The organism is Pseudomonas sp. IT-P2, from assembly GCF_949767575.1.
In the GTDB taxonomy this organism is placed as follows: Bacteria; Pseudomonadota; Gammaproteobacteria; order Pseudomonadales; family Pseudomonadaceae; genus Aquipseudomonas; species Aquipseudomonas pharyngis.
In genome coordinates, this window is sequence record NZ_CATKQA010000048.1 from 65,708 (window position 1) to 79,705 (window position 13,998).

A 13,998-nucleotide genomic window follows, 5' to 3' on the forward strand; every position below is an offset into this window, starting at 1 on the left:
TGATGTTCTCAGGCAGTAACAGGTTGCAGACGACCGCCGGCCCGGCGATACAGATAAAGCGTCGCGCACAATGCGCAGAGCGCGCCGATGCTCATCCAGTAACCCGGTGCGGCTTTGTCGCCGGTGTACTGGATCAGGAAGGTCGACATCGCTGGAGTGAAACCGCCGAACACGGCAGTGGCGAGGCTGTATGCCAGGGAGAAGCCGGCTACGCGCACTTCTACCGGCATGATCTCGGTCAGCGCCGGAATCATTGCGCCGTTGTACAGGCCGTAGATAAACGACAGCCACAACAGCGACAGCAGCATGTGGCTGAAGCTCGGCGCCTGCACCAGGTACGACAGCGCTGGATACGTGGTGGCCAGCGCCAGCAGCGCCATGGCGATCAGCACCGGACGGCGGCCGACGCGATCGGACAATGCCCCGCCAATCGGCAGCCAGAAGAAATTGGAAACGCCCACCAGTAGCGTCACCAGCAATGCATCGGAAGTGCTCAGGTGCAGCACGGTTTTGCCGAAGGTCGGTGCGTACACGGTGATCAAGTAAAACGCGGTGGTGGTCAGGGCGACCATCAGCATCCCGCCCAGCACCACGCCCCAGTTCTGGCCGAGGGTGCGGAACACTTCCTTCATGCTCGGACGATGTTTACGAGCGGCGAACTCTTCGGTCTCCGCGAGGTTGCGCCGCAGAAAGAAGATGAACGGCACGATCATGCAACCGACGAAAAACGGAATACGCCAGCCCCAATCGGCGACCGCTTCCGGCGCCATCCATTGGTTCAAGCCATAACCGAGCGCGGCGGCGACGACGATGGCCACCTGCTGACTGGCCGACTGCCAGGCGGTGAAAAAGCCTTTGCGACCGGGCGTGGCGATCTCCGAGAGATACACCGAAACCCCGCCCAGTTCGGCACCGGCGGAGAAGCCCTGCAGCAGCCGTCCGATCAACACCAGCGCCGGGGCAAACAGGCCGATGGTTTCATATCCGGGCACCAGCACAATCAGGATCGTGCCGCTGGCCATGATCGACAGGGTGACAATCAAACCTTTGCGACGACCGACGTCATCGATGTATGCGCCGAGCACGATAGCCCCCAGCGGACGCATCAAAAAGCCTGCGCCGAACACTGCAAAAGTCATCATCAGGGACGCGAACTCACTGCTCGCCGGAAAGAACACCGCCGCGATCTGCGTGGCGTAGAAGCCGAACAGAAAGAAGTCGAACTGTTCGAGGAAGTTACCCGAGGTCACCCGGAAAATGGCGCCGGCCCGCGAGCCGCCGTGTGGGATTGAGGCTGTCATAGAAAAGTACTCCACCGCTTTTATGACGTGCGCGACGGGGAGGCGGCGCACGGTTTTTATTGGGGCGGATAGTGGCGCGCAGGGATCGATTTGTTAATTGCATTGTTGGCATGGATTGATGTGCTATGCAGATCAATGGCGTGCTATGGCAGCTGTTTTGGCGTCGCTGCCTGTACGGTTCTGGCTACCATCGAGTCTTGCGCTGGTGCGGCGATGTTCACAAAAGTCCCGTCCCAGTCAGGGTCTATCCTGCGAATGCGTTCACGCAGATCCGGATGGCCCGAGAGCAGAAGAGAGCTGGAAGTGCCAGGGCCGAAAAACAGGTGGCTGAACTCGGCGGCACGGGCGGCCTTGAGGGTCGAGCCCATTTTGTATCCGCCGATTTTCTTCAGTGCCCCGGCGATACTGTCGGGGTTGCGGGTGTATTGCACGGCCGTCGCATCGGCCAGGAACTCGCGTTGCCGGCTGACTGCAGCCTTGATCAGGTTGCCGAAGAACGTCCCGGAGAATCCGACAATACACAGCGCAGTGCCAAACATGCTGACCAGAATGGTCGGCTGCTTACGATTGGCAGATGAGTGTGGTGTGTCTTCAAGACCGCGCAAGAGATGGTTTCCCGCCAGCCCGATCACCATGATCCCGTGAACGATCGCGACCAGTTGGGTGTTCAGGCGCATGTCGCCGTTATAGATGTGGCTGAATTCGTGGGCGATCACGCCTTGCAGTTCATCGCGTGACAACAGGCTTATCGCACCTTGAGTGACGCCGATCACTGCATCCTGAGGGGTGAAACCGGCGGCAAATGCATTGATGCCCTGATCCGGCAACAGATACACGCAAGGAACGGCGGTGCCAGACGCCAACGCCATTTCCTCCACCACGTTGACCAGGCGGCGCTCTTCCAGAGTCCGCGCGTCATGGTTGATCAGACGACCGCCCAAACGGCGCGCGACCACTTTTCCACCCCCTGTCAGTTCGACGTATTTGATTAGCCCGCCGAGCAACACAACACCCGTTACCAGCGTCGCAACGGTCGCGAAAAACTGCCAGTTCGACGCCATGTTCTCCAGCGTTTTGCCGTATGAGAACGGCAGAATCAGGAGCATGCAGGACACAAGAATCAAGCCGAGTACGGCGAGAAACATCAAGATCACGAGCTGCACCGAGCGACGTTTGGCCCGGCACTGTTGTTCAAAGAAATTCATCTAGTCTGAATCAATCCGCCGTTGCCGCCATCTGATCTGGCACCGGTCTGCCCGCTGCGGCAGCCGTCGTAAAACTCCCGTCCCACTGCGGATCGATCCGACGAATCCGTACGCTCAGATCAGGGTGGGTCGCAAACATCCGGCTCAGCAAACCTGAGCCGCCGGTACTGAAAAACAAATGGCTGAACTCGGCGGCACGGGGCGAGCTGATCACCGAGCCTTGTGCATGGGCGCCGATTTTTTTCAGGGCGCCGACAATGCTTTGCGGATTGCGCGTGTACTGCACCGCGCTGGCATCAGCGAGGAACTCACGCTGACGACTGACAGCGGCCTTGATCAAATTGCCATAGAGATTTCCGATAAATCCGGCCACGCACAGTGCGGCACCGAGCGCAAAAACCACCAGCATCAATCGCACGTCGCGTTTGTCGCGCTTGAGCAGGCTGGCCATTATGTAAGTGCCAGCCAGCCCCAGCACCAACAGGCCGTGCACTACCGCCACCAGTTGCGTATTGAGGCGCATGTCCCCGTTGAAAATGTGGCTGAATTCGTGGGCGATCACCCCTTGCAGTTCTTCTCGGGTCAGTAGTTTCACTGCGCCACGGGTCACACCAATGGCCGCGTCCTCCGGTGTAAATCCGGCCGCGAAGGCGTTAATGCTTTCGTCCGGTAATAGATATACCGATGGCACGCGGGTGCCGGAGGCAATCGCCATTTCTTCGACGACGTTCATCAACCGCTGCTCGTCCAGGGTTCGCACATTGCCATTGAGCAGGCGGCCACCCAGTTTCTCCGCGACGACCTTGCCGCCCGCGCGCAATTGCCGATATTTCAGCAGACCGCCAATTACCACGATGCTGCTGATGAACGATGCGATAACGACCATTGCCAGAAACGCATCCGCCAGCGTGCCTGTCCCGCTCAGGTAATCCTCAAAGCCATTGAAGACGAAGGGCAGGCTGGTCATCCCGATCAGCATGACAATCGCCAGAATCATCATGCACACCAGCCGTTGCGTCTGGTTTCGGGCCTGGGTTTGTCGTTCGAAAAAGTTCATCGAGCCATCCATGGAGAGAAGAAGTCAGAAAGAAACGTTGGGCGCGGTCTTGATGGCCAGCGTATCGGCGAACTTCAGCGGAACCGCATCCTCGCGATGGCCAAAACTGGCCGCCAGCAGCACCGCCGGAAAACTCTGCTTGAGCGTGTTGTAGGTCATCACCGCGTCGTTAAACGCCTGGCGCGCGAAGCTCACCTTGTTTTCGGTGCTGCTCAGCTCTTCACTCAGTTGTTGCATGTTCTGCGAGGCCTTGAGTTCCGGATAAGCTTCCAGCGTCAGATTCAATCGACCCACCGCGCTGCTGAGTGCGCTGTCCGCCAGCCCCAGTTGCGCGATGTTCTGGGCGCTGCCCGGTTTCGCCTGGGCAGCCTCAAGTCCAGCCACGGCGGCATTGCGTGCGGCGATCACGGCTTCAAGGGTTTCGCGCTCATGGGCCAGATAACCCTTGGCGATGCTGACCAGATTGGGGATCAGGTCATAGCGGCGTTTGAGCTGCACTTCGACCTGGGCAAATGCGTTCTTGATCTCGTTGCGCCGGGCAACAAGTTTGTTGAAAAGACTGACAGCGTAGAGCCCCAGCAGCGCCAGCAACACCAGATTGACGATGAGATAGATTTTCACGGTGATGTCCTTATTCACTCGGCAGGGGCGCGCGATCTTATCGCAAATGGATGCCGTTGACTGTATTGGCCCGGTGGCGGGTTAGCCCGGATCGCGTTCCGGAGCGTGGCTACAATCTCAACTTCCATCAATAAACAAGGAATGATTCCGGAACCCCGCAGTCGGAGTTCAGGTATCACACATTTCAGGAGGTTCACCGATGAACAACAAGACCCTAATCGCCAGCCTGGCCCTCGTCGCCGGCATCGCCGGGATCAGCCCCCTCGTTCAAGCGGCGCAAACCTCGAACGACACCGTCGAACAATCACCGACCGGCAACCGCGAACTGAACGTCAACGACCGCGCCCCGGATATCTACCAGCGCAGCGAAAAAGCCATCAAAAACTGGAAACAGAAAGGCCTCAAGCAGCCGGAACCGCAAGCGCAGTGGGTGCAGATCAATGACAAGTACGTGATGGTGATGATTACCAACGGGACGATTGTGGCGATTCAGCCGGTGGAGAAATAGCCTCGGGCTCAATCAGCCCGGCCATGACTCAGCGCTTGCCCGCCGCCCAATCGATACTGATTATTCCCGCTGCGCTTGGCCTGATACATCGCCAGATCCGCAATGTGCAGCAAGCGATCCATGGTCGGTGCGTGGTCGGGGAACACGGCGACGCCGAGGCTGGTGCCGATGTGGCGTTGTTCGTTGCCGATGGGAGTCGGCGGGGACAGTTCGATGAAGATTTTCTGACAGATGCTGCGGGCTTCGTCCTGCAGGTTCAGGCCGGGGGCGAGGCCTTGCAGGATGACCACGAATTCGTCGCCGCCGATCCGCGCGACGGTGTCGCTGACCCGCAGGATGCGTTTCAGGCGCGTAGCGGTGGTGAGGTCGCCGGCGGCGTGACCGTAGCGGTCGTTGATCGCTTTGAAGCCGTTGAGATCGATAAACACCAGCGCCACCCGCGTCTCGGTCACGCGCGCATGTTCCAGTGCTTCCGATAGCCGGTCTTCCAGCACCAGCCGGTTCGGCAGGCCGGTCAATGGGTCGAAATGAGCAAGATGCTGAAGGTAGCTGGCCGAGGCCTTTTCTTCGGTGATGTCGCGCACCACGCCCATCATCTTGATCACCGCGTCGTGATCGTTGCGCACCACGTTACCGGTTTCCCGCAGCCAGCGAATCGTGCCGTCGGGCCAGACCACGCGGTATTCCTCATCGTGGTTTTCACCGGTCTCAAGACATCGCAATTCCCCGGCGCGCACCTTGGCGCGGTCTTCGGGGTGTACGCAGGAGCAGAACAGGGCGTAGGAGGGTGTCACTTCGCCGATCTTGAACCCGAACATGCCGAAGATCGCGTCCGACCAGTAGAGCCGGTCAGTGTCGACTTCCCAGTCCCACGTGCCGATCCGGGCGAAATACTGGCTGCGCTTGAAGCGGTCGGCATCGCCATCCTGACGTATGTTCTGGCCCTCGGCGGCGCGGGTGAGCAATTCGCGATACTCGGCGAGTTGCTGACGAAGCTCGCGCACTCGGCGGATCAGAACGGCGATCACGACCAACAGCACAGCGACAATGGCGAAGCTGATCCAGAGTTGAGTCATTCAAGCGTCGCTGACATGGCGTATCGATCGGGATTGGTAGCGGGTGGCCATCATCCATCACGGCCGACGTAGGGTCAAACGGTTGCCAATGGCCGGTATTTCTGGGAAAACGGCGGCCAGCGGAACAATAGAGCGAATGTTATGAATGATGAACTGCAGATAATCGATCTTCAGCCCGGAGACGGAAAAGCCGCCGTCAAAGGCGCGTTGATCACCACCCAATACACCGGTTGGCTGGAAGACGGCACCGAATTCGATTCGTCCTGGAGCCGGGGCAAGCCGTTTCAGTGCGTGATCGGCACGGGCCGGGTCATCAAGGGTTGGGATCAAGGGATCATGGGCATGCAGGTGGGCGGCAAGCGCAAACTGCTGGTGCCGGCCCATCTGGGTTACGGCGAGCGGACGATGGGCAAGATTCCGCCGAATTCGAATTTGGTGTTCGAGATTGAGTTGCTTGAGGTTTTGACGCGGGAGGATTGATTGCCCGTTTCATCGCTGAAGTCATAAAAACCCGCTGCCTCCCTTCACGGAGGCAGCGGGTTTTTTCTTGCCTTATGCCCCAGGTGTTACGCAGCCATCGCCATCTCATCCAGCGTCGCGGCAACCGTGCCGGTCAGGCTTGGGAATCTGCGTTTTACGCTGGTGAGTGCCGGCAGCAGGCGGCTGCGGTCCAGTTCGCCATGGTCACGGGCGAGTTGGGTGAGTGCGGTGAGTGCGGCGCTGACGATGGATTTCCGTTCGCTCTCGAGCAGTAGCAAACAGGCTTTCTGGGCCCATTGGCTGTCTTTCTCGTTGAGGCCGATGGAGATCAGGGCGGCGACGATGTGTGCATCGGATTTGCTTTCCATGGGTGTTCCTCAGGTCGTGGCATCGAGAGTGTCCAGCGCCCGGTTCACAGCCAGTTCGCCACACATCACCACTTGGGCGATGCCCAGCACGGTGCTGCGGTAGGGCGGGTCCAGCAGCGCGGCGAAGTCGCTGAGCATCACGCTGGCCGAAGTCATCGATTCGCAGGCGTGGGCCAGCAGGGCATGCTGATCCAGGTCGGGGGCGACGAGGAACATGCGGCCGGGGCAGTGTTGTTTCGGGGCGGTGGGTTTCAGGTAATGGTCGAGGGCGCGCTCGGCGGCTTCGTGGAGTTTTCTGGAATCGGCGGAGGCGTAGGGCGAGGCCGGATCGGATTCGCTGGGTTTGTCTGTTTCGGGTGGATCGGGGACGTATTTGAACATTCGGGAAAGCCTCAAAGTGATGCCGACACCACCTCGCGACTAAACGAAAAGGTGGCAGCTGTACGCAGGTTAGTCGACCGGCGACTTCCCAAAACCGGCGCACCCGAGGGTGCCCTGCACACAGCCGCCATAGAGTGCAGATGAAGGTCACCTGACTGTCTGGAGCACATGTAAAGTTTTGAGAAATCATCGAGCGACTAAACCCGATCACTGACCATTCAGTGACGCGGACCAAGTTACTGACGCCCTCAAAACCGCACAAGCCGGCGGATTCTGGCGTAGTTGTAGGCAAAGGCGCAAGGCGATGTAGCCTCGCGGATGAGGGCAAAATGATGCTTCATTTGTCAGGCTTTATGGCTCACGTAAAAGGTCGCCGTCGGCCTGTGAAGCGTGTTTGCTTGTGAACATCCTCTTTGTGATACCGAATATTTAATAAGCCACTTTGAGCTTGATTTATATCGGTTTCGATATAGCCTGCGTGGCACGTTCAAATGCCAGGAACAGGTGAAACATGAAGGATCATCAAAACCCACCCCAACGTTTCTCAAACATCTGGGACGCACTGGAAGACACGCCGCATGAAGCGGCCAACATGCGTCTGCGGGCCAAGCTGATGCGCACGCTTTGCGAAACGATTCGTGCGTGGGAGCTTCCCCAGAAAGAGGCGGCCAAGCGTCTTGGCATCACTCAGCCGCGTCTCAACGACGTACTCAACGGCAAAATCGACAAGTTCTCGCTGGACGCGCTGGTCAACCTGTCGGCCGCCGCAAAACTGGAAGTAGACCTCTGTTTCCAGTTGCCTGCATCCCTGGAATGGGCCACCTGATCCTTGATTGCAGCGATGCTTAAGTCTGCATCTCGCTGAACATCGGAATTCGTCCATTCAGCGAAGGCCGGTAGTGCCACGCGAGTCTTCCCGGATCAATGTCGCGGGCGAGAATTTCAGTGAGCGTGGCGCTGGCGATCGTCATCGCCAGCATCTGTCCGGGACATTGATGCCGACCGCTGCCGAACGTGAAGCTGCGTCGGTTCGGGCGATCCACCATAAAGCGATCCGGGTTTCCATTCAGTGCGGGGTCGCGATTGGCCGAGGCCAGCAGCACCAGAATCACGTCACCTGCTTCCAGCCGCACACCGTCGATTTCACAGCTGTTCGCCACAAATCGACGGGTGTTCTGTACCGAAGGATCGAAGCGCTGGACTTCAGCCAGCAACGAATCCACTGACGCCACGCGTAATTCAGGCTGACGCTGCAACGCCACCAGCGCATTACCGATAAGCCCGGCGGTGGCCTCGTACGTCTGCGAACAGAGGCCGATCAGGTTGGCGAGCAGTACGTCCGCATCGCCGACAAAACGCTGGCGAATGTCGGCGAGAAACGGGTTCGGGTCCGACAGCAACTCAATGAAGTAACCGCGCAATTGCTCCGCCGCCCGATGCGCTGCCGCCAATTGCAGGTCATTGCTCAACGGCGACAGGCACGCCGCGAAATCCGCCGTCAGTTCACTGATGACCCGCGCCTGCGCCGGGGTGAAACCGAGCAGCGACGCAACCACGCACACCGGGCCACGAAACATTGCTTTATAGAGGCCGTCGGCGTCGTTCGTTATCAGCCGCGCGGAAACCAGCGCGCTGACTTCTTCCCGATCAATCATCCCCAACGGTGGCTCCGTGGCCGAACGCGGGCAGCGCTGCGCTTCACCGTCATTCATGCGCATCAACTGGCCGAACACCTTGCCCGCCGTTCCGTCGACGATAGCTTTGGGCACCGGCTCCTGCACCGGACGCACCCTGCAATCCGGATGCGCCAACACCGCGCACACCGCGCGGGCGCTACTGGCAACCCACAGTTTCAGTCCGTGATGAAAGGTCAACCCGCCCGCCGAGCGCAGTTCGGCGTAGTAGGGGTAGGGATCGGCGTGAGTCGCAGCGATGATCGGGTCCATGGATCGCAACCTTGTCGGTGGGGAAAGTGTTGCTACTATCTCCAGTCCTTGAGGGCGATGATTCGTCCGGGAGCGAAATATGCACGCAGAACATCAAGACATCGGCGTCTCGCAAGTGGCTGCCGCCATCGCGGAACCGGCGCGGACCAAAATGCTGTGCTCGCTGATGGACGGCCACGCCCGCACCGCCACGGAGCTGGCGACCCTCGCCGACGTCAGCGCCTCGACCGCCAGCGCACACCTGGGCAAGCTCAAGGATCTGGCCTTGGTGCGCCTGCATGTGCAGGGCCGCCACCGTTATTACAGCCTCGCCGACAAGCGCGTGGCCCAAGCGCTGGAAGCGCTGATGGTGATCGGCCAAAACCCCGCGCCGACCTTCAAACCACACACGCCGGATCGCCTGCAATTTGCCCGCACCTGCTACGACCATATGGCCGGGACGCTGGCGGTGTTGCTGCATGACCGCTTGCTCGAGGCGGGATGGCTGGTGGAAACCGATGAGCAGGGTTATCGCCTCAGTGAAAGCGGCGAGGCGTTGTTTGCAGGGTTAGGTATCGAGGTCAAGGATCTGTCGACGATGCGCCGACGGTTCGCCTGCCCGTGTCTGGACTGGAGCATGCGTCGGCCGCATCTGGGCGGTTCGCTCGGGGCGGCGTTGTTGCAGGCGGCGTTGAAGCGCAAATGGGTGACTCAGGATTTGGACAGTCGCGCGCTGACATTGACGGTGCAAGGGCGCCGAGAATTTGCGTCGCGCTGGGGTCTGGTTTTGCCGGAGTCCGGGCGGGATTCGTCAGGTCGCCAGCTGACGGATTCCACGCCCGGATCGGTGCATGCGCGTTAGCTCAAGGTGTATCCGCTGTCGACCACCCAGTCCTGACCGATGACGCCGCGAGCACCATTGCCCAGCTGGAACAGAATGACGTCGGCCACTGCCGCAGGTTCGAGGAATTGTCCGCCCAATAGTCGTTTGTTGACGCCTTGGGCGACGTCCCCGAGCGCTTCGTCACTCAGGCCCAATGTCGACCAGATCGGCGTTGCGGTCGGGCCGGGGGAGACGCAATTGATGCGCACGCCATGGGGTGCCAGCTCGACCGCAAGGGTTCGGGCATGGGCGATCAACGCCGCTTTTGATGCGATGTAGGCGGCCAGTCCCGCGAAACTGATTTGGGCCAGAAAAGTACCGATGAACACCACCGAAGCGCTGTCTGCGAGGTGCGGGCGCAGGACGGCCAACGTGTTCAGGGCACCTGCGCCGTTCACCGCCCATTGGCGATCAAACGCCGAGCTGTCGAGCCCGTCGGCGAGTTCTGCGATACCGGCATTGGGCACCACGAAGCTCACCGGGCCCAGACTCGCAGCCTGCTCGGCCAAGGAGGCAAGGTCAGAGGCTTGAGTGACATCGCCGGGATGCCAGACCAGTTGGTGGGGATACCGCTCAAGCAGTTCGGCCAGTGCGCCGAATTTTCGCGACATGGCCAATACGCGCGCGCCTTGATCGAGCAGGCGTTCGGTAGCGGCCAGGCCTATGCCCGAACTGGCACCGGTGATGACGGCAAGCTTGCCCTGAAAAACATGATCCATGTTCGACTCCCGTTTTTGGTCTTCAGCCAAATGGCTACGGGGGAGCAGTCAATTTTCGGGCCATGCCGGACAGCCTTTGATATCAAGGGTTGCGCAGGGTTGGTAGTCATTATGACTCTTTTGGAATCGAGTCAATCTGACTGCCTTTGAGTCAAATTGACCTGACTCCTGCGGCGCGACATTCCGACGAAGAGCGGTATTGCGCCTTGTGTGAGCCAATCACTCTCTATACTGTATATGCGAACAGTATCGAGTCCGTGCCATGCAAATCATCGACAAGCTCAGCATCCTCGCCGACGCCGCCAAGTACGACGCCTCCTGCGCCAGCAGCGGTGCGCCCAAGCGCAGTTCCGAGGGCAAGAGCGGGCTGGGCTCGACCGATGGCATGGGCATCTGCCACAGCTACACGCCGGACGGGCGTTGTGTGTCGCTACTCAAGATTCTGCTGACCAATTTCTGTCTCTACGACTGCCAATACTGCGTCAACCGCCGCTCCAGCGACGTGCCCCGTGCGCGTTTCACGCCCGAGGAAGTGGTGACGCTGACTCTTGATTTCTACCGGCGCAATTGCGTCAGCGGCTTGTTCCTCAGCTCGGGGATCATCCGTTCGGCGGACTACACCATGGAGCAACTGGTGCGTGTCGCGAAGCTGCTGCGCGAAGAGCATGAGTTCCGTGGCTACATTCATCTCAAGACCATCCCTGATGCGGATCCTGCGTTGATCGAAGAGGCCGGGCGTTACGCTGACCGCTTGAGCGTCAACATCGAATTGCCCACCGATGCCAGCCTGCAAACATTGGCGCCGGAGAAGCACATCGGTTCGATCAAGCAGGCGATGAATACCATCTACACCGGCGTGCAGACCGTGCTCAACGAACCCCGCGCACCAAAGTTCGCCCCGGCCGGGCAGAGCACGCAGATGATCGTCGGTGCCGATGACACCGACGACAGCACCATCCTGCACAGCGCTCAAGCTTTGTATGGCAATTTCCGTCTGCGCCGGGTCTATTACTCGGCGTTCAGCCCGATTCCCGACAGCCCGAAAAGCGTGCCGTTGGCCGCACCGCCGCTGATGCGCGAGCACCGCTTGTATCAGGCGGATTTCCTGTTGCGCGGTTATGGCTATACCGCCGGTGAGTTGCTCACGGGGCCGGGCAATCTGGCGTTGGACATCGACCCGAAACTGGCCTGGGCGCTGCAGAATCGTGAGGTGTTTCCGCTGGATCTCAATCGTGCCGAACCGGCGTTGATTTCACGCATTCCCGGCATCGGCTTGCGCACCACCGAACGTCTGGTGGAACTGCGTCGGCAGCGGCGCATTCGCTACGAAGACGTGGCGCGCATGCGCTGTGTGCTGGCCAAGGCCAAACCGTTCATCATCACCAGCGATTACCACCCGCAGCAGGCAGAAGTCACCAGCCAGATGCTTTATCAGCAATTGCGCGACCGACCAATGCCGCAACAGATGGGGCTGTGGGGATGATCAACCTCGATTGCGACGACCTGTTCGACACCTGGCGCCAGCAGGCGCGCTGGCTGCTCAGCCATGAAATCGACCCGAGTCTGGTTAGCTGGGCGTCGGAAGGGGTAAGTGATTTGTTTGCCAGTGACGTGGCGGTGCCCGAAGGGCAGGGGCCGTTTCAGGCGCGAATTCCGCGTGCACTTCTCGACACCCTGGAACAGGCGTCGCGATACCGTGGCGATCAACGCTGGAGTTTGCTGTATGAAGTGCTGTGGCGAGTCAGCCACGGCGACCGCACGGCAATGATGGCCGGCGACAAGCTGGGCAGCGAGTTGCAGCGGCGGATCAAGCAGGTGCAGCGCGAAGCCCATCATCTGCATGCGTTCGTGCGTTTCATCGAGCGCCCGCCAGAGCTGCCGGGCCCGCAATACGTCGCATGGCACGAACCGGCCCATGACATGCTGCACAGCGCCAGCGAACACTTCATCGGGCGCATGGGCCGGCATCGCTGGCTGATCGCCACGCCCCGCGACGGGGTTTATTACGATGGTGAACAATTGATCCATGAACGTCAGTGTCCGCTGGAGTGGCAGCAACTGGCGCAGAACGTCGATGATCCCCACGGGGACTTATGGCTGACGTACTACAGCCATATCTTCAATCCGGCGCGTTTGAACGAGAAAGTCATGCAGGGGCATTTGCCGACGCGGTTCTGGAAGAACCTGCCGGAAGGAGAGCTGATTCCCGGATTGATTACCCAGGCGCGAATGGGCAAGCAGCAGAACGGACAGGCGAGCGGGATTGCCGGTCGCGCGGGCAAGCGGATTGCCATGAAGGCCACCGAGCCAAACGAATAAAAAAGCCCCCATCGATCACTCGATGGGGGCTTTTGTGCATCTGGCCGTCAGATCAAACCTTGACGATCCAGCCTGCTGGCGCTTCAACGTCGCCGGTCTGCACGCCGGTCAGCTCTTTGTAGAGCTTCTGGGTGACCGGGCCGACTTCGGTTTCGCTGTGGAAGACGTGCAGGTGGTCGTTGTAGCTGATGCCGCCGATCGGGGTGATCACCGCAGCAGTACCGCAAGCACCGGCCTCTTTGAAGTCCGACAGCTTGTCGATGAACACGTCGCCTTCGACCACTTCCAGGCCCAGACGGGACTTGGCCAGTTCGATCAGCGACAGACGGGTGATGCCTGGCAGTACTGACGGCGAGTTCGGAGTCACGAACTTGTTGTCGTGGGTGATCCCGAAGAAGTTGGCCGAACCGACTTCTTCGATCTTCTTGTGGGTCAGCGGATCCAGGTAGATGGCGTCAGCGAAGTGCGCTTTCTTGGCCTGGGAACCCGGCATCAGGCTGGCGGCGTAGTTGCCACCGACCTTGGCGGCACCGGTGCCTTGTGGCGCGGCGCGGTCGAAGGTGGAGATCTGGAAGTTGTGCGGGGTCAAGCCGCCCTTGAAGTAGGCGCCAACCGGAATGCAGAAGATCGAGAAGATGAATTCGGGTGCGGTACGCACGCCGATGTTGTCACCCACGCCGATCACGAACGGACGCAGGTACAGCGCGCCGCCGGTGCCGTAAGGCGGGATGAAGCGCTCGTTGGCGCGAACCACTTGCTTGCACGCTTCGATGAACTGCTCGGTGGACACATGCGGCATCAGCAGGCGGGCGCAGCTGCGTTGCATGCGCGCGGCGTTCTGGTCTGGACGGAACAGGTTGATCGAGCCGTCCTTGCAACGATAGGCCTTCAGGCCTTCGAAGCATTGCTGGCCATAGTGAAGGGCAGTGGAGCCTTCGCTGATGTGCAGCACGTTGTCTTCGGTCAGGGTGCCTTTGTCCCACTCGCCGTTGCGAAAGTACGACAGATAGCGTTTGTCGGTCTTGATGTAGTCAAAACCCAGCTTGTCCCAGTTGATGCTTTCGTTACCCATGACACCCTCTATCACTGAACAACCGCCGAAGCGGTTCAAGGCTTCTGACGTTTTTTTGGATGGGCACAACAATACTTCATTCT

At 59.8% G+C, this 13,998-nt stretch carries 16 protein-coding genes; 6 read left to right on the forward strand and 10 right to left on the reverse strand.

The features are described 5' to 3' along the window. Nucleotides 1-8 precede the first annotated feature (8 nt). From ACM6JM_RS27700 to ACM6JM_RS27715, 4 genes are all read right to left on the reverse strand, one after another. The gene (locus tag ACM6JM_RS27700) at nucleotides 9-1,301 is read right to left on the reverse strand and encodes an MFS transporter (protein WP_085746043.1); all 1,293 of its coding nucleotides are present in this window, start codon (nucleotides 1,299-1,301) and stop codon (nucleotides 9-11) included. A gap of 143 nt (nucleotides 1,302-1,444) precedes the next feature. After that, the gene (locus ACM6JM_RS27705; protein ID WP_414882805.1) at nucleotides 1,445-2,506 is read right to left on the reverse strand and encodes a M48 family metallopeptidase; all 1,062 of its coding nucleotides are present in this window, start codon (nucleotides 2,504-2,506) and stop codon (nucleotides 1,445-1,447) included. Between the two features lie 10 nt (nucleotides 2,507-2,516). Next, nucleotides 2,517-3,563 carry a M48 family metallopeptidase gene (locus ACM6JM_RS27710; protein ID WP_414882806.1) on the reverse strand — a complete coding sequence of 349 codons (1,047 nt, stop codon included), beginning with the start codon at nucleotides 3,561-3,563 and terminating at the stop codon, nucleotides 2,517-2,519. A 24-nt stretch (nucleotides 3,564-3,587) separates the two neighbouring features. After that, nucleotides 3,588-4,184: a LemA family protein gene (locus ACM6JM_RS27715; protein WP_074688846.1), complete on the reverse strand. Its 597-nt coding sequence runs from the start codon at nucleotides 4,182-4,184 to the stop codon at nucleotides 3,588-3,590. A 199-nt stretch (nucleotides 4,185-4,383) separates the two neighbouring features. Between ACM6JM_RS27715 and ACM6JM_RS27720 the strand changes: the two genes are divergently transcribed. Next, nucleotides 4,384-4,692: an RcnB family protein gene (locus ACM6JM_RS27720; RefSeq protein ID WP_011334872.1), complete on the forward strand. Its 309-nt coding sequence runs from the start codon at nucleotides 4,384-4,386 to the stop codon at nucleotides 4,690-4,692. An 8-nt stretch (nucleotides 4,693-4,700) separates the two neighbouring features. Here ACM6JM_RS27720 and ACM6JM_RS27725 read toward each other — a convergent pair whose 3' ends face one another. Next, a complete protein-coding gene (locus ACM6JM_RS27725; protein ID WP_414882807.1) occupies nucleotides 4,701-5,768 on the reverse strand; it encodes a diguanylate cyclase domain-containing protein in 1,068 nt (355 codons plus the stop codon). Between the two features lie 141 nt (nucleotides 5,769-5,909). Here ACM6JM_RS27725 and ACM6JM_RS27730 point away from each other — a divergent pair, with 141 nt between their 5' ends. Then, a complete protein-coding gene (locus ACM6JM_RS27730; RefSeq protein ID WP_007952931.1) occupies nucleotides 5,910-6,248 on the forward strand; it encodes an FKBP-type peptidyl-prolyl cis-trans isomerase in 339 nt (112 codons plus the stop codon). Between the two features lie 86 nt (nucleotides 6,249-6,334). Here the strand turns inward: ACM6JM_RS27730 and ACM6JM_RS27735 are convergent, their stop codons facing one another. After that, nucleotides 6,335-6,616, reverse strand: coding sequence for a hypothetical protein (locus tag ACM6JM_RS27735; RefSeq protein ID WP_039767262.1), 282 nt, complete (start codon nucleotides 6,614-6,616; stop codon nucleotides 6,335-6,337). Nucleotides 6,617-6,625: 9 nt separating this feature from the next. Continuing rightward, on the reverse strand, nucleotides 6,626-6,997 hold the full coding sequence (locus tag ACM6JM_RS27740; protein ID WP_039767261.1) for a DUF6124 family protein: 372 nt from the start codon (nucleotides 6,995-6,997) through the stop codon (nucleotides 6,626-6,628). Nucleotides 6,998-7,508: 511 nt separating this feature from the next. Between ACM6JM_RS27740 and ACM6JM_RS27745 the strand changes: the two genes are divergently transcribed. Then, nucleotides 7,509-7,823, forward strand: a complete 315-nt coding sequence (locus ACM6JM_RS27745; RefSeq protein WP_039767259.1) for a helix-turn-helix domain-containing protein — start codon at nucleotides 7,509-7,511, stop codon at nucleotides 7,821-7,823. A 19-nt stretch (nucleotides 7,824-7,842) separates the two neighbouring features. On the opposite strand, the gene ACM6JM_RS27750 is transcribed toward ACM6JM_RS27745, so the two are convergent. Continuing rightward, on the reverse strand, nucleotides 7,843-8,943 hold the full coding sequence (locus ACM6JM_RS27750) for a cytochrome P450 (protein ID WP_414882808.1): 1,101 nt from the start codon (nucleotides 8,941-8,943) through the stop codon (nucleotides 7,843-7,845). Nucleotides 8,944-9,022: 79 nt separating this feature from the next. Between ACM6JM_RS27750 and ACM6JM_RS27755 the strand changes: the two genes are divergently transcribed. Then, nucleotides 9,023-9,784: an ArsR/SmtB family transcription factor gene (locus tag ACM6JM_RS27755; RefSeq protein ID WP_414882809.1), complete on the forward strand. Its 762-nt coding sequence runs from the start codon at nucleotides 9,023-9,025 to the stop codon at nucleotides 9,782-9,784. Here the strand turns inward: ACM6JM_RS27755 and ACM6JM_RS27760 are convergent. Further along, nucleotides 9,781-10,524 carry an SDR family NAD(P)-dependent oxidoreductase gene (locus tag ACM6JM_RS27760; RefSeq protein ID WP_039767255.1) on the reverse strand — a complete coding sequence of 248 codons (744 nt, stop codon included), beginning with the start codon at nucleotides 10,522-10,524 and terminating at the stop codon, nucleotides 9,781-9,783. The two genes, ACM6JM_RS27755 and ACM6JM_RS27760, sit on opposite strands and share 4 nt — an antisense overlap. Before the next feature lie 262 nt (nucleotides 10,525-10,786). Here ACM6JM_RS27760 and ACM6JM_RS27765 point away from each other — a divergent pair, with 262 nt between their 5' ends. Further along, complete coding sequence (locus ACM6JM_RS27765; RefSeq protein ID WP_074688836.1) at nucleotides 10,787-12,007, forward strand: putative DNA modification/repair radical SAM protein; 1,221 nt, start codon at nucleotides 10,787-10,789, stop codon at nucleotides 12,005-12,007. Next, on the forward strand, nucleotides 12,004-12,843 hold the full coding sequence (locus ACM6JM_RS27770; RefSeq protein ID WP_414882810.1) for a TIGR03915 family putative DNA repair protein: 840 nt from the start codon (nucleotides 12,004-12,006) through the stop codon (nucleotides 12,841-12,843). Before ACM6JM_RS27765 ends, ACM6JM_RS27770 begins: the two co-directional genes overlap by 4 nt. Before the next feature lie 52 nt (nucleotides 12,844-12,895). Here ACM6JM_RS27770 and ACM6JM_RS27775 read toward each other — a convergent pair whose 3' ends face one another. Further along, nucleotides 12,896-13,915: a branched-chain amino acid aminotransferase gene (locus ACM6JM_RS27775; protein ID WP_039767249.1), complete on the reverse strand. Its 1,020-nt coding sequence runs from the start codon at nucleotides 13,913-13,915 to the stop codon at nucleotides 12,896-12,898. Between the last annotated feature and the right edge of the window lie 83 nt (nucleotides 13,916-13,998).